A 20,455-nucleotide genomic window follows, 5' to 3' on the forward strand; every position below is an offset into this window, starting at 1 on the left:
CGCCCTAAATCGCCGCCCTCGTCAGCTTTCGGTTTTCAATAGACCGCCCGCAAGGCATCGGAACGCTTCGATGACCTTTGCCAGATAAGGATGAGGATCATTCTCTGCGGCGATCCAGAGTGCCGCATTGAGCGCCGCCCCATTGAGCAGGCGGGCGGCGGCCTCGGCATCGACTGACTTGACCGTGCCTTCATCGATCAGCGCCTGGATGGTCTGCGTCGTCGTGCGAAGGCAGGCATTCTGGCTCGGCCATTGCGAGGGATCGCCCAGCACCGCCGGCCCGTCGAGCAGCATGATGCGCTGAATTTCCGGCTCCAGCGACATCTCGATATAGGCGGTATATTCCGCCAATAGCCCGAGCCAGTTTGTCTCCGCCCGATCGCGCGCGATGCGCATCCGCACCACCATCTCGCCATCGATCTGGTCGATGACGGCCTGCAGCAGGCCCTTCTTGTCCCCGAAATTATGATAGAGCGCGCCGCGCGTCAGACCGACATCGGCGGTCAGATCGTCCATGGAGGCTGCCGCATATCCTTTGACCGCGAATGCTTTCCGGGCCGCATGGATAAGCTTCGCCCTCGTCTCCTCCATCATCTGCGCCCGGGTTTTTGCGGCCATTACCATCTCCAAAACTCACATACGCATCGTATGCGTATTGACATACGCGGCGCATCTCCTGATATATCCACATACGGAGCGTATATCAATTGCGGCTCCGCGTAACGGGCTAACCCCGCACCCATAAAGGCGTCACCTCTCTCGACGAACGCAAGTTCGGCGATCCGTGTCCTTTTGTCTGAACAGGAGTAAAACAATGACCAAGCGTGATGCGATTTCCCCCGCCGGCCGGCAGGCGCTCTATGAGATCAACCGCTATTCGGCGGCAATCCGCTCCGGCGATCTTCTCTTCGTCTCCGGCCAGGTCGGCAGCCGCGAAGACGGTTCGCCCGAGCCCGATTTCGCAAAGCAGGTACAGCTTGCCTTCGATAATCTGAAAGCCGTTCTGAAAGCTGCCGGCGCCACGTTCGACGACGTCGTCGACGTCACGACCTTCCACACCGATCCCGAGGCACAGTGGCCGGTAATTTCGGGTATCAGAATGAAGGAAATCGGCGAGGCGCCCTATCCGAACTGGACGGCCGTCGGCGTGAACTGGCTGGCCGGCTTCGATTTCGAGATCAAGGTCATCGCCCGCCTGCCGCAGGCCGCCTGACGCAAACATGAGCGTCGCGCATGAAGCGCGCGCGGCGCTCTACGAAATCTTCATGACCTCAAGTTCCTGATCACCGACAGCAACGACATCGCCAACGGCCTTGCCCATGAGAATCCGGGCGACCGGCGAGATATAGGAAATCGACCCGGCTTTCGGATCGGCCTCGTCCTCTCCGACGATACGATATGTCTGGACACGTCCATCATCGCGGCTGAAGGTTACAGTGCTTCCGAAGGCAACGATTTCAGTCGAAGCCGGAGCAGGAACGAGCTGGGCTGTGCGGACGCGTTCGACAAAATAACGCAGATCACGCAGGGGATTTGCTGCCTGCCGCCGCCGCTCATTCACGTCCTCGATCGTGCTCGCAGCCTCATAGGCTTGCCGCGCTTCCTGCACCTGCAGTTCCAGCGCCTTCAGCCCTGCTTCAGTCACGAGATTTGGATGAGGAGAAATCGTGCGATCGGGCAGCAGCGTTTCTGCTGCGGTTTCGGCACTTTCTTCTTTGGTGAAGGCAACAGCCATCTCGACCTCCAACAGTGAAGGGCGTTACCCTTCAAGCCGCCAATGTCAGAATAATCGGCCCGTTGCGGGTTGCAACGACAGTATGCTCATACTGCACCGTCGGGGCCTTGGGATCGGCATAAAGCGTCCAGGCGTCGTCGCCGCCTTCCGCCCATGTGGCGCCAAGCGACAGGAAAGGCTCGACGGTAAAGACGAGGCCTTCCGTCATCATGCGCCTTTCGGACGGATCGGGCCAGGTGGAAAGCTCCGCCGGCTCCTCATGCAGCGAGCGGCCGACGCCGTGGCTGGCGAGATTGGCGACAAGCGTATAGCGGTTCTTCTGAGCGAAGGCGCCGACGGCATTGCCGATCTTTGCCAGCGGCTCGCCGGCCTTGATCTGGTTGAGGCCAATCCAGAGCGCCCGCTTTCCGTCGCGGCAAAGCTTCTCGATCTTCGATTTAGCCGGTGGCACCGCGAAGGAAGCGCCGGTATCGGCAAAGAAACCGTCCTTTTCCGCCGACACGTCTATATTGACGAGATCGCCCGGGCGGATGATCCGCGGGCCGGGAATGCCGTGGGCAATTTCCTCATTGACGCTGATGCAGGTCGCACCCGGAAACTGGTAGCAGAATTCAGGCGCCGACCGCGCGCCGGCGTCTTCCAGCACCTTGCGGCCGATCTGGTCGAGCTCCAGCGTCGTCATGCCCGGCTCCATCGCCGCCGCCATCACCTGGATGGCGTTGGCGCAGATGCGGCCGATTTCCTTGAGCTTGGAAAGTTCTTCGTCGTGCTCGATGACCATGAATCCGTTCCGGCTTTGCCGAGAGCGACAGGCTCTTCGTTAGCCGGTGGCTTTCGCGCCTTCGGCAGCACCAGTCAATGCCTTTCTGACGATCGGCGCCACTTTTGTCCCGTAGAGCTCGATGCCGCGCATGATCTGATCATGCGGCATCAGGCCGATCGCCATCTGCAGCAGGAAGCGGTCGTTGCGGAAAACCTTGTGGGCGGCAATGATCTTCTCGGCCACCACTTCCGGATCGCCGAGGAAGAGATTGCCGGTCGGGCCGCGCGAGATGTCGAAATGCGCCCGGCTCGTCGGACCCCAGCCGCGCTCGCGGCCGATGCGGTTCATCACTTCTGCTTGCGGGCCATAGAACTGGTCGGCCGCGGCCTCAGTCGTATCGGCAATGAAGCCGTGCACGTTGATGCTGGTCTTCAGCTTCGCCGCATCCTGCCCCGCCCGGCGAGCAGCTTCCCGATAGAGATCCAACAGTGGTGCAAAGCGTGGATATTCGCCGCCGATGATGGCAAGCGCCACCGGCAGGCCGAGCGCACCGGCGCGGGCAACGGATTGGGGCGTACCACCCACCGCGATCCACAGCGGTAGCGGATCCTGCAACGGTCGCGGATAGACGCCGCGTCCCTGGATCGGCGCACGAAGCTCGCCTTTCCAGGTGACGACCTCGTTGTCGCGCAGGGCCAGAAGAAGATCGAGCTTCTCCTCGAAGAGCTGGTCGTAATCTTCGAGATTGTAGCCGAAGAGCGGGAAGGACTCGATGAAGGAGCCTCGTCCCGCCATGATTTCAGCACGGCCGTTGGAGATCAGGTCGAGCGTCGCAAATTGCTGGAACACCCGCACCGGATCGTCGGAGGAAAGCACCGTCACTGCGCTGCTGAGGCGAATATTCCTCGTCTTCGCCGCAGCCGCAGCAAGTGCCACCACCGGCGCCGAGGCCACATAATCAGGCCGATGATGTTCGCCAAGCCCGAAGACGTCGAGGCCAACCTGATCGGCAAGCTCAATCTCTTCAATCAGATGCTTGATCCGTTCGGCCCCTTCCACTCCCTTGCTGCGGGACGGGTTGGGATTGACGTCTGCGAATGTATAAAGGCCCAGTTCCATGGTCGGCATCCTGTTTAACTTGCGCCTGAGATAAGGTCCGGCAAGGTTCGGAGCAAACGGAAATTCTGGAACGGATCGTTCGATAAAGTTGATAGCCGCGTCAGGCTGGCGACTCCCAGGGATTGATGATCTCGATGCCCATGCACTGAGAGTCGCAAGACGCGGTATCCCATCGACACACAGCTTATTTTGCCACCGACCGCCCCGCCTCTTCCTGCATCTTGTCGATCTGCCGGCGGATATGGGCCGCTTCCGCAGCCGAATGGGCAAGTGCAATCGCGCGGTCGAAGGCGACCCGTGCCTGGGCGATGCGGCCGAGTTGCTTCAAGAGATTGCCGTGCAGGCCGTGATAATAGAAGTAACCGTCGAGCTTTTCGCCGAGCGGCTCCATGAGGTCGAGCGCCGCCTGCGGGCCATGAAGTTTGGAAATGACGACAGCGCGGTTCAGTGTCACGACAGGCGAAGGCTGGACACGTTCGAGCGCACGATAAAGCAGATCGATTTCCACCCAGTCGGTATCCTCGGCGCGTTTGGCGCGGGAATGGACGGCGGCGATTGCCGCCTGCAACTGATAGGGACCGGGCTTGCGGTGACGCAGCGCCTTGTCGAGCAGCGCCAGCGCCTCATTGATGAACGGTTGGTTCCAGAGCGAGCGATCCTGATCCTCGAGCAGCACGATCTCGTCTTCCGCACTGAAGCGCGCCTGCCGGCGGGAAATCTGCAAGAGCATCAGGGAAAGCAGCCCCATCAGTTCCGGCTCGGCGGGGAAGATATGCAGCATCAGCCGCGCCAGCCGGATCGCCTCGTCGCTGAAGGCGGCCGCCTCCTGCTCCGGATCAGCCTGGCTGTAGCCCTCATTGAAGATCAGGTAGATCATTGTGCTGACGATGATCAGCCGCTCGGCCCTTTCCTGCGGGCTGGGTGTCTCGAACGGTATGCCAGCCTTTGCCACCCGCGCCTTGGCCCGCGTGATGCGCTGCTCCATGGCGCTTTCGGAGACGAGGAAGGCGCGGGCGATCTGCGTCACCGACAGGCCGGAAACGATGCGCAGCGCCAGCGCGATCTGCTGGGTGGCCGGCAGGTCCGGATGGCAGCAGATGAAGAGCAGCCGCAGGATATCGTCGCGATAATGGGAATCGTCGAGCCGGTCGGCAATATCGCTTTCGGCATCCTCCTTATCGGAAATCTGATCCTCATCCGGCAGCGCCTGGATCTTCGCCCGCTTGCGCACCGCATCGATGCCGCTGTTGCGGCCAACGAAGATCAGCCACGCCGTCGGATCGCGCGGCGGTCCCTTTTCCGGCCAGGTCCGGATCGCCCTCAGGCACGCCTCCTGAAACGCCTCTTCCGCCGTATCGAGATTGCGGAAGTAGCGCAGCAGTGCGCCGAGCGCCTTCGGCCGGGCCGAGGCAAGCGCGAGGTCGATCCAGGCAATGTCTGTCATGATGCGATCTCTCCCGGCCTGAAGGTGTAGAACGGCCGAATTTCGTAAGAGGTGGAACCCGGATTCACTGCCGAAAGCTGCTTCGAGAAGGCGATCGCCTCATCCAGCGTTTCGAAATCAACCGTATAGAAGCCGAGAAGCGCCTCTTTCGTTTCCGCAAACGGACCGTCGACCACAAAGGCCTCGTCCCTGCCCTTGCGCACGGTCGCTGCCGTCGTCGTCGGCATCAGCCTGCCGGTCGGGCCGAGCTTGCCGGCCGCGGCGAGCGGCTCGATCACGGCATGGAGATTTCCCATGACGGCGGCCTCTTCTTCCTCAGTCCAGCCGAAGACGGTTTCCTCATGGGCGTAGCAAAGGATTGCGTAAAGCATCGGTTACTCCTCTTTCCGAATGACGAAGGAGTAGCCGTTTGGCCGACAGGCCGCATCAAAAAATTACGAAGGGGAAAATCAGTAAATCTCATGAATGCAGCGCGGTTAACTATCCGCAAGGGCTCTGCAATCGCCGCCATTGAGTTGCCCAATTTGGTCCAGAGAGCTCTGCACACTTTCCATCACGTTTCCATTCGAGAGCCGCATGAACAAATCTCAGAGACTTCTCGTTGCGCTTGCCACCCTCGTGTTGTCGACGCAGGCTGCCCATGCCGCCTCCGCCCCGGAAAACTTCGTCTATATGGGCTCTGGCGACCTCGCGGCCGCAAAGGCGAAGCTCGCCAGGCCCGATATCGGTGGCGTGCAGGTCGTCTATAACTGGAAGAGCCTGGAGACGGCGAAGGGCCAGTATGATTTCTCGGCAATCGAGCAGGACCTGGCCGTCGCTAAAAGCCTGAACAAGAAGATGTTCATCCAGGTGCAGGACCGCTTTTTCAATCCGAAAGCGCGCAACATCCCTGACTATATGCTGACCGAACCGGAATATGACGGCGGCCTGACCCCGCAATTCGACAATCCGGGCGAGAACAAGCCTGTCGGTTCCGGCTGGGTCGCCCAGCAGTGGAACCCAGTCGTTCGCGAACGGTACCAAGCGCTTCTGAAGGCACTCGCTGAAAAGTTCGACGGCGAGGTCTACGGCATCAACCTGCCGGAAACCTCTATCGATCTCGATCCCAAGAACGAGCCGAAGGGCTTCTCCTGCGACGCTTATTTCTCCGCCGAGATGGAAAACCTTGCCTTCGCCCGCAAGGCCTTCGAAAAGTCATTGGTCGTGCAATATGTGAACTTCTGGCCCTGCGAATGGGAGAACGACCATAATTACATGGGCCGCCTCTTCGATTTCGCTGAAAAGAACAATGTCGGCCTCGGCGGCCCCGATATCGTGCCGAACCGCAAGGCGCAGATGAAGAACTCCTACCCCTTCTTCAACAAGTACAAGGGCAAGCTCGCCTATGTCGGCCTCGCCGTGCAGGAGCCGACGCTGACCTACAAGAACCCGGCGACCAGGAAGCCCTTCACCAAGGAGGAATTCACCGCCTTCGCCCAGGACTATCTCGGCGCCAACGTGATCTTCTGGAGCACGGCGACACCCTGGCTGAAGAAATGACCGGAACCCGAGCCTCGTCGGCAGCTATTGCGGTTTGCTGACCACGGCTTCGGCTCCTGCATGCCCCTCTCCTGCCGCAACCGCAATTTTGGCGACCGGCTGGGGAGGACGCTTGAACACAAGCTTGATCGCGCCTCGGCCGCCGGCCTTGCCTCCAGTGCCGAGAATACTGATCTGCCCTTCCGAACTGATCTCCACAGAAAGCTCGATCTGATCGAGCGAAAGATCGGGCTTCTCCAGCGTATGGCTGAAGACATACTGGACGACCTCGACGAGATTGGAAACCTGATCGCGCAGCCCGTCGGCACTGAGCGTGATCGACCGGAACAGCCCGCCATCAGAGCGAGCGCCGAAACCGCCGCCCACGTCTTCGCTGCCCCTTGCACCATCAGTAACAAGGGGTTCGGCGTCAGTAATAACCTGGATCTGCCTGTCCATCGCAATTCAGCTCCCTTTGAACTCAGACTTCACAAACGATCCTGAAACCGATCCGTCCGGACCAGCCTCGGGAAGTTTCATTCACACGATCCCTGTAAGCCGACCGGCAAATGGCCGGATTGTGCGACCACGAACCGCCGCGAAGCACATGAAGGTCCATCCGGCCGCCCACATAGGGACTGCCATTATCCGGGATGTCCTCCAGCCGGTCGCTCCAGTTGTCGCTGCAATATTCCCAGACGTTGCCATGCATCTCGAAGAGACCAAAGCGGTTCGTCGGGTAGGACCGGACCGGTTTTGTCTGGCCGATGAAGATGCCGGCAGGGCCGCTGCCATAGGTGCCGTCAGGATAGACATTTCCATCATAGGCGAGGTCGGAGATGTCCCTTCCGTCGCTCACCCCGCAGACCGCGCCGCCTGTGCCGCAATAATTGGCGAGCTTCGGCGTCAGCGTCTGTCCAAAATGAAAGGGTGTCGTCGTGCGCGCCCGGCACGCATATTCCCATTCGGCCTGGCTCGGCAGACGGTAGGTGTGGCCGGTCCATGCCGAAAGCCGTGCGCAGAATTCCCACGCATGCTGCCAGGTGATCGTCTCTACCGGCAGGTCGTCCCCCTTGAAGGAGGATGGATCGACCGGCATCACCCAGCGGATCGCGCTGGGTCGCGCCAGCACGACGCTGCGCCACTGTGCCTGCGTAATCGTCGTTCGGCTCATCGCGAAATGTCCGACCTTGACGAACATCGGTCCCTCATTGTCGCTGCGCAACAATTCTCCGTCGGGCGATCCCATGGTGAATTCGCCGGCCGGTATCATGCTGAATTCGATGGCGTTATCGCCACCAAGCGGCTGGTCGAAACAATTTGCCTGCTGCCAGGCCGTCGGCTGCGGCCTGCCCTCGCTATCCACTGTTTCAATCTGCAGCATCTCTTGCCGAAGCTCGGGAAATCGCGGCTTCATCAGCCGAGGCAGAACCAGAAGGCCCCCGCCAGCAGCAAGCGCGGCAGCCCCGGCGGCCGCACCAATCACCAGCCTGCGCCGTGAGGTCTTCACAGTCTGATCCTCCGGCGGCAGCGGAGGTGTGGGAGGATCTGGTGCCGGCGGCTCGGGCTTCTTTGGCTGTGCCGCCAGACGTTCGAATTTCAGCGCGATACGCCTGATGGCAGCTCTCGATTGCGCGTCCGTCGGCTCGACCGCGTTGATCCGCCACCAGAGCTGCTCGGCAAGCGCCAGATCGTCATTGGCCTCCGCTTCCAGCGCCTCCAGTTTGAGCGGCTCCAGGTCTTCCGGCAAGGCAATGTCCGGCAACAGAATGAAATGCCGCTTGGACAGAGGTTCGGCAAAAGTGCACGGCGTCTGCCGCGGCTTGCCGTGCAGCCGGCATATTTCCGGCACGCGCGTCTGAAGATAGGCGTCCAGCCGCTCGACGGTTGCGCAGTTCTGCTCTCCATGCAGCCGCAGCCCTTCGATCAACCCGTAAGTGAACGCTCCGTGCCCTAGGTCATCGATCTCGTAGGAGAATTCGGTGGGACTGCAGGAGCAGATCGTCACCGTGCCGCGCTGGTTGTCCAGACCGACACCCTGACCGTCGCGCGCACCTTCGTTGCGACAGGCATCGAGCAATAGAACGACGTTCTCGGCTCCGCTTCTACGCAGCCTTTCGACGACATATCTCACGGGTATGCCGGTTTCCTCGACATTGCCCGGATCCGCGTCCAGCGGCAGGATATAGTCCTGGTCGCGCTCGCGCCGGCCATGACCCGCGAAGAAGAACCAGAGATTATCGCTCGGCTGCAGAAACGGTTGTTCGAAGCGCACGCGCAGGAACCGCATAAGATTGCCGAATGTCGGCCGTGAATGCAGCGTCTGCCCATAGTCCGCCTTTAGTGGCGGTGCGTCCTCGGCAAGGAAATAGACATTCTTGAAATGGAGCGTGTCCTTGAAAAAGTCATTCACGGCCTCGGCATCCCGCCGGGCGCAATCGAGCGGCTTCAGACTGTCATAGCTGTTGATGCCGATGCAGACGGCCCAGTTTTCGCTCATTCCGACGGCTCATCCCTATAAGCAAAATCAATCGGCATCGCGTGTGATTCTTCAGTTCATAGGATCCGAATCTGATCCACCCATGCCGCTACCGCCTTGGTCGCCCATGGAGCCGTTGTCGCCGGACGTGGACCGGGAATTGCCCATGCTGCCCATATCCGATCCACTCCGGTTGCGCTCGGCCGTGTCGGAACGAAGTGCGGACAACGGGCATGCCCATAATGTCCTGCTGCGGATCTGAACCCGCTGACAACTTGCATATGGCCGCGACGTAGGCCGCCCATCCATCGTGAAGGCTGCGAAATACTTCGCCTGCACGCGCGTCTGCGCATAGAGCAAAGTCGGCGCAACAATGTCTGACAGCAGAGAAAGTACAAGTGCAGTCGCTATTGGGTGTATGCTGTTCATGGCATTATCCCCCAGAGATGCAGAGCAAGAGTATAAGCCAATACCTTAGGAAATTCTACATTAAAGCGTATATTTTTCTACACCACAAAGTGGAGTTGTTTTAATTTGGGAGACGAAAGGGGCAGCCGGCATTGACACCGCCTGCCTGAGACTTAGCCGATCCAGGCTGAATTGCGGCGAGCGAAGGCGACTTTGCCGATGACGATACGCTACGCCGCGCCTTCACGCGCCATCTTGGCGTGACGCCGGCGGAATACCGCAAGCAGTATGCTCATATGAGCTCGCCAAACTGAGCAATCAAAGCTCGCTCAGCGTCCGCTTCACCGCATTCTTCCAACCCTTGAGCTTAGCGGCACGGGTCTTCTCGTCCATCGAGGGCTCGAAGCGCCGGTCACGCTTCCAGGTCGCGGAAAACTTCTCCCTGTCCGGCCAGACCCCGGCCCTGCTGCCGGCCAGCCACGCTGCGCCAAGCGCCGTCGTCTCCAGGATGACGGGACGGTCGACCGGCGCCTCCAGCAGGTCGGCAAGCCGCTGCATCGTCCAGTCCGAGGCGACCATGCCGCCATCGACGCGCAGCACAGTATCGTCGGTACCGTTCTTCCAGTCCTTCTGCATCGCTTCCAAGAGGTCGCGCGTCTGGTAGCAAACCGCTTCCAGCGCCGCACGGGAAAGTTCTGCCGGGCCGCTGTTGCGGGTCAGGCCGTAAATCGCACCGCGTGCCTTCGCATCCCAATGCGGCGCACCGAGGCCGGTAAAGGCCGGCACGAGATAGACGTCCTGTGTCGGATCAGCCTTCTCCGCCAAATCATTGGTATCGGATGCCCTGTCGATGATCCCAAGCCCGTCGCGCAACCACTGAACCGCTGCCCCCGCAATGAAGATGGAGCCCTCCAGCGCATAGGTCGTCTCGCCATTCAGGCGATAGGCAATCGTCGTCAGCAGCCGGTTCTTCGATCGCACCATATCGCTGCCGGTATTGAGCAGCGCGAAGCAGCCGGTACCGTAGGTCGATTTCAGCATGCCCGGCTCGAAGCAGGCCTGGCCGATCGTCGCCGCCTGCTGGTCGCCGGCAACGCCGAGGATCGGAATGGCTGCACCAAACAGCTCCGGATCGACGGTGCCGAAATCATCAGCGCAATCCTTCACCTCGGGCAGCATGGCGGCCGGCACGCGCAGGATGTCGAGCAGATCCTCGTCCCATTCATTGGTCGCGATATTGAACATCAGCGTGCGCGACGCATTGGTCGCGTCGGTCACGAAGCTCTTGCCGCCCGTCAGCCGCCATATGAGGAAAGTATCGATCGTGCCGAAGCAGAGGTCACCGCGCGCTGCCCTTGCTCTGGCGCCCTTCACATTGGCGAGCATCCAGGAAAGCTTCGTGCCCGAGAAATAGGGATCGAGGATAAGGCCGGTCTTTTTCGCGAAGGTACGCTCAAGATCCTGCCGCTTGAGATTGTCGCAATAGCTTGCCGTGCGCCGGTCCTGCCAGACGATGGCGTTCTGGATCGGCTTGCCGGTCTCGCGCTCCCAGACGACGACGGTCTCGCGCTGGTTGGTGATGCCGAGTGCGGCAATATCCTTGGCCGTCACCTTGGCTTCGCGCAGCGCCATGTGGATAGTCGAAACGACCGAATCCCAGATTTCCTCGGGATCGTGCTCCACCCAGCCGGAGCGCGGATAGAATTGCGTGAATTCCTTCTGGCCCATGCCGGCGATCTTCATGTCGCCATCGAAGACGATCGCCCGCGTCGAGGTCGTTCCCTGATCGACCGCCAGAACATATCCACCCATGCGATTCCTCCCGCGCTATCCTGTTGTCGTGGCAAATCAATAGGGCAGGTCCGCCTGGCTTGGAAGGGCGTAAGTGGCAGCCAAGCCCCTCAGCCACTTCCCGATTGCCAGCCCGACGCCTTTGAGCATAACCTCGCTTTGACGCTGCAATGCAGCATCTCATAGTCAGGGAGGAAGAAGCATGAGCAGATCAGTCGTCGTCACCGGCTCCACCAGCGGCATCGGGCTTGCGATCGCCACCGCCTTTGCTGCCAAGGGCGACAATGTCGTCATCAACGGCTTCGGAAAGGACGACGAAATCAAGGCGATAATCGAACGTCTTGAATCATCGTCGAAAGCGAAAGCCCTCTATCACCCGGCCGACATGACGAAGCCGTCAGAGATTGCCGATCTGATCGAGACTGCCGGCAAGACCTTCGGAACGGTCGATGTGCTCGTCAACAATGCCGGCATCCAGCATGTCGAAAAGATCGAGGATTTCCCGATCGAGAAGTGGGACCAGATCATCGCCATCAATCTTTCCAGCTCTTTCCATACGATGCGGGCTGCGATCCCGCTCATGAAGGCGAGGAAATACGGCCGCATCATCAATATCGCCTCGGCCCACGGCTTGGTCGCCTCGCCCTTCAAATCTGCCTATGTAGCGGCGAAGCATGGTATATTAGGCTTGACGAAGACGGCTGCCCTCGAGCTTGCCGAATTCGGCGTGACGGTAAACGCCATCTGCCCCGGCTATGTACTGACCCCGCTGGTCGAAAAGCAGATCCCCGATACCGCCAAGGCGCGCGGCATGACTGAGGAGCAGGTCAAGACCGAGGTCATCCTCAAGGCGCAGCCGACGCATGAATTCGTCAAGGCCGAGGAGATCGGAGCGCTGGCGCTCTACCTCGCAAGCGAGGAAGCCCGGCAGGTGACCGGCACGCACATCTCGATTGACGGGGGCTGGACGGCGGCATAACCATTTTAAGAAAACAACCGGGAATATCATGAACGACAGCATCCGCTTCATCCTCAATGGCGAGGACGTTTCCTTGAGTAACGTCCGGCCGACGGAGACTCTTCTCGATTTTCTCCGGCTGAAGCGACGGCTGACGGGCACCAAGGAAGGTTGCGCCGAGGGCGATTGCGGCGCCTGCACCGTGCTGGTCGGCCGGCTCATCGACGGCAAGCTTTTCTATGAATCCGTCAATGCCTGCATCCGCTTCATCGGCTCCCTGCACGCGACCCATGTAGTGACGATCGAGCATCTGGCAGCCAGGGACGGCACGCTGCATCCGGTGCAGCAGGCCATGGTCGATTTCCACGGTTCACAATGCGGCTTCTGCACGCCCGGTTTCATCATGTCCCTTTACGGCCTCTGGCTCTCCAACGAGAAGCCGGATCGTGCCGAGATCGAAAAGGCGCTGCAAGGCAATCTCTGTCGCTGCACAGGCTATGAGCCCATCGTCAAGGCCGCCGAGCAGGTGAGCCTGCAGCGGCCAAGCACCCTCTTCGATCCGCTCGAAAAGACCCGCGCCGAGATCATCTCTCGCCTCTGGGCCATGCAGGCATCCAATACGATCTCGATTGTGTCAGAAGAAGGCCGCCTCATCGTGCCGCGCTCCGTCGATGCGCTTGCGAGGGTGCTGACGGCCGAGCCGACCGCAACCGTCATTGCCGGCTCGACCGATGTCGGCCTCTGGGTCACCAAGCAGATGCAGCACCTGAACCCCGTGGTCTTCATCAATCATCTGGCTGAGCTTCAGACGATTACTGCAGGTGAATATGGCATCAGCATCGGTGCCGGCGTCACCTACACCCGCGCGCTCGACACAATCGCCAGCAAGATCCCCGCCTTCGCCCGCCTCATCACCCGCATCGGCGGCGATCAGGTGCGCAACATGGGCACGATCGGCGGCAATATCGCCAACGGCTCGCCAATCGGCGACAGCCCGCCGCCCTTGATTGCGCTTGGAGCGCAGCTGACGCTGCGCTCGGCCGGAGGCGCCCGCACGCTGCCGCTGGAAGACTACTTCATCGCCTATGGCAAGCAGGATCGCCGGCCGGGCGAATTCGTCGAAAGCGTCTTCGTGCCCCACCCGGTCGCAGACGCCAAATTTGCCACCTACAAGATCAGCAAGCGCCGCGACGAGGATATCACCGCCGTACTCGGCGCCTTCTACCTGGTGCTTGATGAGGCCGAGCATGTCAGCGAGATCCGCATTGCGCTCGGCGGCATGGCGGCAACGCCGAAACGCGCCCGCTCGGTTGAGGCCGAATTGATCGGCAAGGTCTGGAGCGAAGCGACCATCGAGGCCGCCCGCGCTGCCTTCGATGCGGATTTCCAGCCGCTGACGGACTGGCGCGCCACGGCGGAATATCGCCAACTGACGGCCAAGAACCTGCTGACGCGCTTCTATCTAGAAACGGTCGGTGCGCCGGCTGAGTTGAAGCGGTTCGAGGAGGTGGCGTGATGGGGATGATGCAAACCCGTGCCGTATGGCCCCCTCATCCGGCTGCCGCCACCTTCTCCCCGCTGGGGAGAAGGGGATGCCGCGCCGTCTCCGTTCTCCCTTCTCCCCCGGGGGAGAAGGTGCCCGAAGGGCGGATGAGGGGGCCACACGCGCCAACCTCTCCTCGCGAAGGAGCCATCTGATGGACAAGTCCACCTTCGAGGACCGCAAGCTCATCAACGGCCAGATGCATGTGTCGTTGCGCCATGATTCAGCGCATAAGCATGTCACCGGAAGTGCCGATTATATCGACGATATTCCCGAACCCGCTGATCTCCTGCACGGCGCTCTCGGCATGTCCGATCGCGCCCATGCCGAGATCATCTCGATGGACCTGTCGGAGGTCGCGGCCTGTCCCGGCGTCGTCTGGGTCTTCACCGGCAAGGACATTCCCGGCGTCAACGATGTCAGCTCGAACGGCAGCCACGACGAGCCGCTGCTTGCCGAAACCCTGGTCCAATTCCACGGCCAGCCGATCTTCGCCGTGATAGCCGAAACCCGCGAGGCGGCCCGCCGTGCCGCCCGTAAGGCAAAGATCGAATATCGCGACCTGCCGCATTGGAGCGACATCGACGGCGCGATCGAGAACGGCAGCCCGCTCGTCATCACGCCGATGACGCTGCAGCGTGGCGAAGCCAAGGCGGAAATGGCAAATGCCCCGCGCCGGCTGACCGGCCGCATGCGCATCGGCGGCCAGGAGCATTTCTACCTCGAAAGCCATATCGCCATGGCTATCCCCGGCGAGGATGACGAGGTCGCCGTCTGGTCGTCCACCCAGCACCCGAGCGAGGTCCAGCACATTGTCGGCCATGTGCTGCATATTCCTTCAAACGCGGTCACGGTGAACGTGCGCCGCATGGGCGGCGGCTTCGGCGGCAAGGAAACGCAGGGCAACCAGTTTGCGGCACTGGCTGCAGTCGCCGCCAAGAAGCTGAAGCGCGCCATCAAGTTCCGGCCCGATCGCGACGAGGACATGAGCGCCACCGGCAAGCGCCACGATTTCCGCGTCGACTACGAACTCGGCTTCGATGATGACGGCCGCATCCACGCCGTCGATGCCACCTATTCGGCCCGCTGCGGCTTCTCCTCGGATCTTTCAGGCCCGGTCACAGACCGCGCCTTGTTCCATGCCGATTCCAGCTATTTCTATCCGCATGTGCATCTGATCTCGCAGCCGCTGAAGACCCATACCGTCTCCAACACCGCCTTCCGCGGTTTCGGCGGCCCGCAGGGCATGCTCGGCGCCGAGCGCTTCATCGAAGAGATCGCCTATGCCGTCGGCAAGGATCCGCTCGATATCCGCAAGCTGAACTTCTACGGCCAGCCGGGGTCGGGGCGCACCACCACGCCCTATCATCAGGAAGTCGAGGACAATATCATCGCCCGCGTGGTCGAGGAGCTGGAGGACGGTGCCGACTACCGCGCCCGACGCAACGCCATCGTCTCCTTCAACCGCGACAGCCGCTATATCCGCAAGGGCATTGCCCTGACGCCGGTGAAATTCGGCATCTCGTTCACCATGACCGCCTTCAACCAGGCCGGCGCCCTCGTCCATATCTATCAGGATGGCTCGATCCACCTGAACCATGGCGGGACGGAAATGGGCCAGGGCCTCTATACCAAGGTGGCGCAGGTGCTGGCTGACAGCTTCCAGGTCGATATCGACCGCGTGAAGATAACAGCGACCACGACGGGCAAGGTGCCGAATACCTCGGCCACGGCCGCCTCTTCCGGTTCGGACCTGAACGGCATGGCAGCCTACGATGCGGCGCGCCAGCTCAAGGAACGGCTGGTCGCCTTCGCGGCGGAGAAATGGGAGGTTCCGGTTTCGGAGATTGTCTTCCTGCCGAACCGTGTACGAGTCGGTGAGATCGAAATCCCCTTCCCCGATTTCATCAAGCAGGCCTATTTCGCCCGCGTGCAGCTTTCCGCCGCCGGCTTCTACAAGACGCCGAAGATCCACTGGGACCGCAAGGCCGGCCGCGGCACGCCCTTCTACTATTTCGCCTATGGCGCCGCCTGCACCGAGGTCACGATCGACACGCTGACCGGCGAGTATCTCATTGACCGCACCGACATTCTCCACGATGTCGGCCGCTCGCTGAACCCGGCAATCGATATCGGCCAGATCGAAGGCGCCTTCGTTCAGGGCATGGGCTGGCTGACGACCGAGGAGCTCTGGTGGGATGACAAGGGCCGCCTGCGTACGCATGCGCCCTCTACCTATAAGATCCCGCTCGCCTCCGACCGGCCGAAGATCTTCAATGTACGGCTCGCCGAATGGTCCGAGAATGCGGAAGCCACGATCGGCCGCTCCAAGGCCGTCGGCGAACCGCCCTTCATGCTGGCGATTTCAGTGCTGGAAGCTCTCTCCATGGCCATCGCCAGCGTCGCGAACTACCGCGTCTGCCCCCATCTCGATGCGCCTGCCACGCCCGAACGCGTGCTGATGGCGATCGAGAGGATGAAGAGGGTGTAATCATGACGCGGCGCGAAATCCTTTCCGGTTTTGTGCCCGGCAGCGACTTCCGCGCCTTTCTGGCACTCCAGCCCGAAGCGATCCTCGTCGAAATAACCGGCACGCAGGGCTCGACACCGCGCGAGACCGGCACCTTCATGCTGGTCTCGGCAAGCAGCCTCTGGGGCACGGTCGGCGGCGGCCAGTTCGAATTCATCGCCATCGGCAATGCCCGCGAATTGCTCGGCGGCACCGGCGGTACAGATATCATGGATATTCCGCTCGGGCCGGAAATCGGCCAGTGCTGCGGCGGCCGCACGCAACTGCGCTTCCGTCGTGTGACGGATGCGGTCAAAGACGAATTGGAGAAAAAGCAGGAGAGCGAAGCAGAACGCCTGCCCGAGGTCTACGTCTTCGGCGCCGGCCATGTCGGCCGCGCCCTTGCAGCGGCTCTTGCACCGCTGCCCCTCTCCGTCACCGTCATCGAAACCCGGCGGGATGAGCTTGCCAATCTTCCGGCCTCGACGAAAAGCCTGTTGCTGCCGATGCCCGAGGCGCTGGTGAAGGATATTCCCGCCGGCGCGGCGCTCGTCATCCTGACCCACGATCATGCCCTTGATTTCCTGATCGCCTGTGAAGCGCTCGTCCGCACCGACCTTGCCTATACCGGCATGATCGGCTCGGCGACCAAACGGGCGACCTTTGCGAACTGGCTTTCCCGCGAGGCAGGCGGCGAACGCTCCTGGCTCGAGCGCCTTACTTTGCCGATCGGCGGCTCCTCCGTGAAGGACAAACGCCCCGAAGTGATCGCCGCCATGACAGCGGCCGAAATCCTGACAGCGCTTGCCGCCTATCGCGACCGGTCATCCTCGTAGCGCGGATCGCGTCCATCCAGGAAACCGAGATCGCGCTTGATACGATCGGGTGTGACGTCGATATCCAGCCGCGGCATCCGGCTGCCAATCCCCCGGGCCAGCCGGCGAATGATGACGGTGAACAATGTCTCTCGTGTGGGAGAATGGCTCTCTTCGATAGCTTGGCAATCCATGACATCACCTTGATGGTTTGATGAGATGATTGCAGTTTGCCGGGAAAAATGCTGCAATTCCAATCGAACAACCGTCTGCATCCATAAAGAGAACTTATCCATGAAACTGTCGAAGCAGTTCCCGCTGAATGCGCTGCGCGTCTTCGAAGCCGTGGCCCGGCTCGGCAGTTTCACCCGGGCCGGCGATGAGCTCGGCATGACGCAGACGGCCGTCAGCTACCAGATCAAGCTTCTGGAGGAGAATATCGGCGAGCCGCTCTTCCTGCGCTTACCCCGCCAGATTGAGCTGACGGAAGCAGGCAAACATCTCGCGCCAAGGGTCTCCGAAGCATTCGACATTCTGATCGAAGCCATGGCCTCGATGCGCAAGACGACCGGGGAAACGCTGACGATCCATTCGACGGCGACCTTCGCCCAGCAATGGCTCTCGCGCTACATCGGCGCTTTCCAGCTGCAGTTTCCGGACATTGCCGTCAGGCTCGTCACCTCAGGCACGATCGTCGACTTCCAGAAAGAGGCTGCCGACGTGGCAATCCGTTGGGGTCGCGGCGATTGGCCGGGCCTCATCAGTCATCGGCTGATGAAACTTGATTACTCCCCCATGCTGAGCCCCAAGCTCGCGGCCGAAATCGGTGGCATCAACGAGCCAGCGGATCTTTTGAAACTGTTCCTGATCAGCGCCGGCGATTCCTGGTGGGCAGAATGGTTCGCGGCCGCGGGCGTCAAGGATGCCGATCTCTCCCGCTATCCGAAAAGCGAATTCGGCACCCAGATCCTCGATGCCAGCATCGCGATTGCCAGCGGCGGTGTCGCCATGCTCAATCCCGGCCATTTCCAGGACGATGTCGCCGCCGGAAGGCTTTACCAGCCCTTCGAACTGACCGGCAATGACGGACGCGACTATTGGCTTGCCTATCCTGAAAACAGGCGAAACGTGCCGAAAATCAGGAACTTTCGGAAATGGCTGCTGCAGAAATTCGATGTGGAGCAGGAAAAGCTCCAAGATTGAATCTTCAATAACCCATCTCAGGCGCATAGAAACATCGCGGCGTATCCTCATTCGGGAACAGGCAGAGATGATAATCGCTGTCGCCCGAATGCATCGCCTTGGTCATCGGCAGCAGAAAGACATGGTTACGCGTCACCAGGCGGTGGTCGCCAGGCTTTAATGTCAGCAGATAACCGCCCGGGGTGATGGCCACGGTCTTGGACGGGATCATCTGGCAATCGCCGTTTTCGGCATTTCCATTGCAACAGTAGGGGTCGTAACTCCACCCCGTGGCGGCGTCGTGGGCTGTCGCGAACGACGCATACGCAATCATCACACATGTCAGAATGCTGCGCATCGGCATCTTCTCCGTCGATGAATGCGCCACCGGTCTCTAGCGGTTTCCACCTCATTCCGGCGGCGAGCATTAAAAAACTGTAACCCGATCTTCACATTTCAAGGAATCATCTGCTCCACTTCGGAGCATTCGCGGTGGATAAAATGTCGCAGAAATCTGATGTTTTTTAAGGCATGCGAATGCCACACCCACTCGACAGCGCAGCATGCAACTAGATTGCCACCTCAAATTGCGCGGATATAAGTATTGTGATGGAAGAGCAGCGATATGCTTTCGGCCGTTTCATGCTTGACCCTGGCAGCGGCGTGCTGCGGCGGGACGGCCAGCCAGTTGCGCTCGGCCAGCGCGCGCTTTCACTGCTCAAGGCGCTGCTCGATGCCGACGGACGCCCGGTCGGAAAAGACGCTTTGATCGAAGCGGGCTGGCCGGGGATCATGGTCGAGGAAGGCAATCTTTCCGTCCAGATCGCCCATCTGCGCAAGGCGCTCGGGCAGCGGCCGGACGGGCAGGAATGGATCGTGACGCTGCCGCGCCTCGGCTATCGCCTTTTCAGGAACCAGGCTCCGCTCGCCGACATCGGGGAACAGGTCGTCCCGTCGCTCGCGGTGCTGCCATTCGAAAACCTGAGCGGCGATCCCGAGCAGCAATATTTTGCCGACGGCGTCGTCGATGATGTCATTACGGCGCTCAGTCGCTTCAAATCCTTTGCCGTCATCGCCCGCAATACCAGCTTCGTTTATCGGGACGTGGGCGATATCAGAAAGATCGCCATCGAACTCGGCGTCAAATATGTGCTCGAAGGCAGCCTAAGCAAATCCGGCAACAGACTGCGCATCTATGCCCGGCTGGTGGATGCCTCGGCCAATGTTCAGCTCTGGGCGCAAAGCTTCGACGGCAATCTCGAAGATGTCTTCGAATTTCAGGACCGCATTACCGAATCCGTCGCGATAGGGATCGAGCCCCATCTCCAGCGGGCCGAGCTGGAACGCGCACGCCGGGAGCGGCCGGGCAGCATTTCCGTCTATGATATCTGTCTGCAGACCCCGCCGAAGATTCTTGCAGAAACCTCCACTCAGAATGCCGAGGCCCACGCGCTATTGACTGCGGCGCTTGAGCGCGAGCCGGACAATGCCCGTATCCTGGCGCTCGCCTCCTATACGCTCGAACATCGCAGGACCATGGGCTGGCCGCCCTTTGGAGCGGACGATGCAGAGAGATGCGTGGCACTCGCGCGCCGGGGCATCGAACTGGCGAGAGGCGACGCCACGATCATGGCCACCTGCGGCATGTCGCTCATTCAGGTTGGACGCGAATATGATTGGGGTCTGGCGATCATGCAGGCCGCCGTCGATGTCAATCCTAACAGCCTTGGCGTTGTCGTAAGAGCCGGCATCGCCCATCTGCATTGCGGCAACCTCGACCAGGCACAGCAATATCTCAAGCGTGCCCACCGCCTGAGCCCGCTTGATCCCCACGCCCACATCACCTTCTGCGGTCTCGCCGACATCGAGATGATCCGCGGCAACTACGAGCAATCGCTTCTCTGGGCGTCGCGCTCACTGGCGCTAAACCCGAATTTCGATCCGACAGTCTGGATTCTGATCACCGACAACATGCTTCTCGGGCGGCACGAAGAAGCAAAACGCTTCCTGCAGCATCTGTTGCGCATCGCGCCCGATAGCACACTGGCAAGCATCGCGGCCGGGCAGGCAACCAAAGTCCCCGAGCGCCTGGCCCTTGTCCTGAACGGCCTTCGCGAGGCGGGCCTGCCGGAAGCTTAGGAATCTTTCGTCATTCTTTGGATCTTTTAGGCTGTCGCTAAAGGACCCGATG

Annotated in this window: 19 protein-coding genes; 8 read left to right on the forward strand and 11 right to left on the reverse strand. The window is 60.8% G+C overall.

What is annotated here, in order from left to right:
* Positions 1 to 21 precede the first annotated feature (21 nt).
* Positions 22 to 618, reverse strand: coding sequence for a TetR/AcrR family transcriptional regulator (locus PMI11_RS29245; protein ID WP_007824581.1), 597 nt, complete (start codon positions 616 to 618; stop codon positions 22 to 24).
* Positions 619 to 814: 196 nt separating this feature from the next.
* Between PMI11_RS29245 and PMI11_RS29250 the strand changes: the two genes are divergently transcribed.
* A complete protein-coding gene (locus tag PMI11_RS29250; protein WP_007824582.1) occupies positions 815 to 1,213 on the forward strand; it encodes a RidA family protein in 399 nt (132 codons plus the stop codon).
* A gap of 39 nt (positions 1,214 to 1,252) precedes the next feature.
* Here PMI11_RS29250 and greA read toward each other — a convergent pair whose 3' ends face one another.
* The 5 genes from greA to PMI11_RS29275 form a co-directional block, all read right to left on the reverse strand.
* A complete protein-coding gene (gene greA, locus PMI11_RS29255; RefSeq protein ID WP_007824583.1) occupies positions 1,253 to 1,735 on the reverse strand; it encodes a transcription elongation factor GreA in 483 nt (160 codons plus the stop codon).
* Between the two features lie 31 nt (positions 1,736 to 1,766).
* Positions 1,767 to 2,516 (reverse strand): type I methionyl aminopeptidase, encoded by a 750-nt coding sequence (map, locus tag PMI11_RS29260; protein WP_007824584.1) that lies wholly within the window; start codon positions 2,514 to 2,516, stop codon positions 1,767 to 1,769.
* Between the two features lie 39 nt (positions 2,517 to 2,555).
* Positions 2,556 to 3,617: an LLM class flavin-dependent oxidoreductase gene (locus tag PMI11_RS29265; RefSeq protein ID WP_007824585.1), complete on the reverse strand. Its 1,062-nt coding sequence runs from the start codon at positions 3,615 to 3,617 to the stop codon at positions 2,556 to 2,558.
* Between the two features lie 184 nt (positions 3,618 to 3,801).
* Entirely contained in the window at positions 3,802 to 5,061 is a 1,260-nt protein-coding gene (locus PMI11_RS29270; RefSeq protein ID WP_007824586.1) for an RNA polymerase sigma factor, read from the reverse strand.
* The gene (locus PMI11_RS29275) at positions 5,058 to 5,432 is read right to left on the reverse strand and encodes a YciI family protein (RefSeq protein ID WP_007824587.1); all 375 of its coding nucleotides are present in this window, start codon (positions 5,430 to 5,432) and stop codon (positions 5,058 to 5,060) included. Before PMI11_RS29275 ends, PMI11_RS29270 begins: the two co-directional genes overlap by 4 nt.
* Positions 5,433 to 5,637: 205 nt before the next feature.
* Here PMI11_RS29275 and PMI11_RS29280 point away from each other — a divergent pair, with 205 nt between their 5' ends.
* Positions 5,638 to 6,600, forward strand: coding sequence for a hypothetical protein (locus PMI11_RS29280; protein WP_007824588.1), 963 nt, complete (start codon positions 5,638 to 5,640; stop codon positions 6,598 to 6,600).
* A 24-nt stretch (positions 6,601 to 6,624) separates the two neighbouring features.
* Here the strand turns inward: PMI11_RS29280 and PMI11_RS36105 are convergent, their stop codons facing one another.
* The 3 genes from PMI11_RS36105 to glpK all read right to left on the reverse strand — a co-directional run bounded on the left by PMI11_RS36105 (position 6,625) and on the right by glpK (position 11,278).
* Positions 6,625 to 7,038, reverse strand: a complete 414-nt coding sequence (locus PMI11_RS36105) for a Pepco domain-containing protein (protein ID WP_007824594.1) — start codon at positions 7,036 to 7,038, stop codon at positions 6,625 to 6,627.
* A 22-nt stretch (positions 7,039 to 7,060) separates the two neighbouring features.
* Positions 7,061 to 9,079 (reverse strand): SUMF1/EgtB/PvdO family nonheme iron enzyme, encoded by a 2,019-nt coding sequence (locus tag PMI11_RS29290; protein ID WP_007824596.1) that lies wholly within the window; start codon positions 9,077 to 9,079, stop codon positions 7,061 to 7,063.
* 705 nt (positions 9,080 to 9,784) lie between these two features.
* Positions 9,785 to 11,278 carry a glycerol kinase GlpK gene (gene glpK / locus PMI11_RS29295; protein ID WP_007824598.1) on the reverse strand — a complete coding sequence of 498 codons (1,494 nt, stop codon included), beginning with the start codon at positions 11,276 to 11,278 and terminating at the stop codon, positions 9,785 to 9,787.
* Between the two features lie 181 nt (positions 11,279 to 11,459).
* Here glpK and PMI11_RS29300 point away from each other — a divergent pair, with 181 nt between their 5' ends.
* The 4 genes from PMI11_RS29300 to xdhC all read left to right on the forward strand — a co-directional run bounded on the left by PMI11_RS29300 (position 11,460) and on the right by xdhC (position 17,103).
* Positions 11,460 to 12,236, forward strand: coding sequence for a 3-hydroxybutyrate dehydrogenase (locus PMI11_RS29300; protein WP_007824600.1), 777 nt, complete (start codon positions 11,460 to 11,462; stop codon positions 12,234 to 12,236).
* A gap of 28 nt (positions 12,237 to 12,264) precedes the next feature.
* Entirely contained in the window at positions 12,265 to 13,731 is a 1,467-nt protein-coding gene (gene xdhA / locus PMI11_RS29305) for a xanthine dehydrogenase small subunit (protein ID WP_007824601.1), read from the forward strand.
* A gap of 181 nt (positions 13,732 to 13,912) precedes the next feature.
* Positions 13,913 to 16,249 carry a xanthine dehydrogenase molybdopterin binding subunit gene (xdhB, locus tag PMI11_RS29310; protein ID WP_007824602.1) on the forward strand — a complete coding sequence of 779 codons (2,337 nt, stop codon included), beginning with the start codon at positions 13,913 to 13,915 and terminating at the stop codon, positions 16,247 to 16,249.
* Between the two features lie 2 nt (positions 16,250 to 16,251).
* A complete protein-coding gene (gene xdhC, locus PMI11_RS29315) occupies positions 16,252 to 17,103 on the forward strand; it encodes a xanthine dehydrogenase accessory protein XdhC (protein WP_007824603.1) in 852 nt (283 codons plus the stop codon).
* Here the strand turns inward: xdhC and PMI11_RS37510 are convergent.
* Entirely contained in the window at positions 17,079 to 17,276 is a 198-nt protein-coding gene (locus PMI11_RS37510; RefSeq protein ID WP_007824604.1) for a hypothetical protein, read from the reverse strand. The genes xdhC and PMI11_RS37510 overlap by 25 nt on opposite strands.
* Before the next feature lie 100 nt (positions 17,277 to 17,376).
* On the opposite strand from PMI11_RS37510, the gene PMI11_RS29325 reads away from it, so the two are divergent.
* Complete coding sequence (locus PMI11_RS29325) at positions 17,377 to 18,285, forward strand: LysR substrate-binding domain-containing protein (RefSeq protein WP_007824606.1); 909 nt, start codon at positions 17,377 to 17,379, stop codon at positions 18,283 to 18,285.
* A gap of 4 nt (positions 18,286 to 18,289) precedes the next feature.
* On the opposite strand, the gene PMI11_RS29330 is transcribed toward PMI11_RS29325, so the two are convergent.
* A complete protein-coding gene (locus PMI11_RS29330; protein ID WP_007824608.1) occupies positions 18,290 to 18,622 on the reverse strand; it encodes a hypothetical protein in 333 nt (110 codons plus the stop codon).
* A gap of 251 nt (positions 18,623 to 18,873) precedes the next feature.
* Between PMI11_RS29330 and PMI11_RS29335 the strand changes: the two genes are divergently transcribed.
* On the forward strand, positions 18,874 to 20,403 hold the full coding sequence (locus tag PMI11_RS29335; protein WP_007824610.1) for a winged helix-turn-helix domain-containing tetratricopeptide repeat protein: 1,530 nt from the start codon (positions 18,874 to 18,876) through the stop codon (positions 20,401 to 20,403).
* Positions 20,404 to 20,455: the final 52 nt, after the last annotated feature.

Origin of the sequence: Rhizobium sp. CF142, from assembly GCF_000281145.1 — a bacterium.
Taxonomy (GTDB): Bacteria; Pseudomonadota; Alphaproteobacteria; order Rhizobiales; family Rhizobiaceae; genus Rhizobium.

Bases quoted from the DNA above. Each gene is read 5' to 3' on its own strand.
- PMI11_RS29245 (WP_007824581.1), bottom strand. From the start codon at position 618: ATGGCCGCAAAAACCCGGGCGCAGATGATGGAGGAGACGAGGGCGAAG.
- PMI11_RS29250 (WP_007824582.1), top strand. From the start codon at position 815: ATGACCAAGCGTGATGCGATTTCCCCCGCCGGCCGGCAGGCGCTCTAT.
- greA (WP_007824583.1), bottom strand. From the start codon at position 1,735: ATGGCTGTTGCCTTCACCAAAGAAGAAAGTGCCGAAACCGCAGCAGAA.
- map (WP_007824584.1), bottom strand. From the start codon at position 2,516: ATGGTCATCGAGCACGACGAAGAACTTTCCAAGCTCAAGGAAATCGGC.
- PMI11_RS29265 (WP_007824585.1), bottom strand. From the start codon at position 3,617: ATGGAACTGGGCCTTTATACATTCGCAGACGTCAATCCCAACCCGTCC.
- PMI11_RS29270 (WP_007824586.1), bottom strand. From the start codon at position 5,061: ATGACAGACATTGCCTGGATCGACCTCGCGCTTGCCTCGGCCCGGCCG.
- PMI11_RS29275 (WP_007824587.1), bottom strand. From the start codon at position 5,432: ATGCTTTACGCAATCCTTTGCTACGCCCATGAGGAAACCGTCTTCGGC.
- PMI11_RS29280 (WP_007824588.1), top strand. From the start codon at position 5,638: ATGAACAAATCTCAGAGACTTCTCGTTGCGCTTGCCACCCTCGTGTTG.
- PMI11_RS36105 (WP_007824594.1), bottom strand. From the start codon at position 7,038: ATGGACAGGCAGATCCAGGTTATTACTGACGCCGAACCCCTTGTTACT.
- PMI11_RS29290 (WP_007824596.1), bottom strand. From the start codon at position 9,079: ATGAGCGAAAACTGGGCCGTCTGCATCGGCATCAACAGCTATGACAGT.
- glpK (WP_007824598.1), bottom strand. From the start codon at position 11,278: ATGGGTGGATATGTTCTGGCGGTCGATCAGGGAACGACCTCGACGCGG.
- PMI11_RS29300 (WP_007824600.1), top strand. From the start codon at position 11,460: ATGAGCAGATCAGTCGTCGTCACCGGCTCCACCAGCGGCATCGGGCTT.
- xdhA (WP_007824601.1), top strand. From the start codon at position 12,265: ATGAACGACAGCATCCGCTTCATCCTCAATGGCGAGGACGTTTCCTTG.
- xdhB (WP_007824602.1), top strand. From the start codon at position 13,913: ATGGACAAGTCCACCTTCGAGGACCGCAAGCTCATCAACGGCCAGATG.
- xdhC (WP_007824603.1), top strand. From the start codon at position 16,252: ATGACGCGGCGCGAAATCCTTTCCGGTTTTGTGCCCGGCAGCGACTTC.
- PMI11_RS37510 (WP_007824604.1), bottom strand. From the start codon at position 17,276: ATGGATTGCCAAGCTATCGAAGAGAGCCATTCTCCCACACGAGAGACA.
- PMI11_RS29325 (WP_007824606.1), top strand. From the start codon at position 17,377: ATGAAACTGTCGAAGCAGTTCCCGCTGAATGCGCTGCGCGTCTTCGAA.
- PMI11_RS29330 (WP_007824608.1), bottom strand. From the start codon at position 18,622: ATGCGCAGCATTCTGACATGTGTGATGATTGCGTATGCGTCGTTCGCG.
- PMI11_RS29335 (WP_007824610.1), top strand. From the start codon at position 18,874: ATGGAAGAGCAGCGATATGCTTTCGGCCGTTTCATGCTTGACCCTGGC.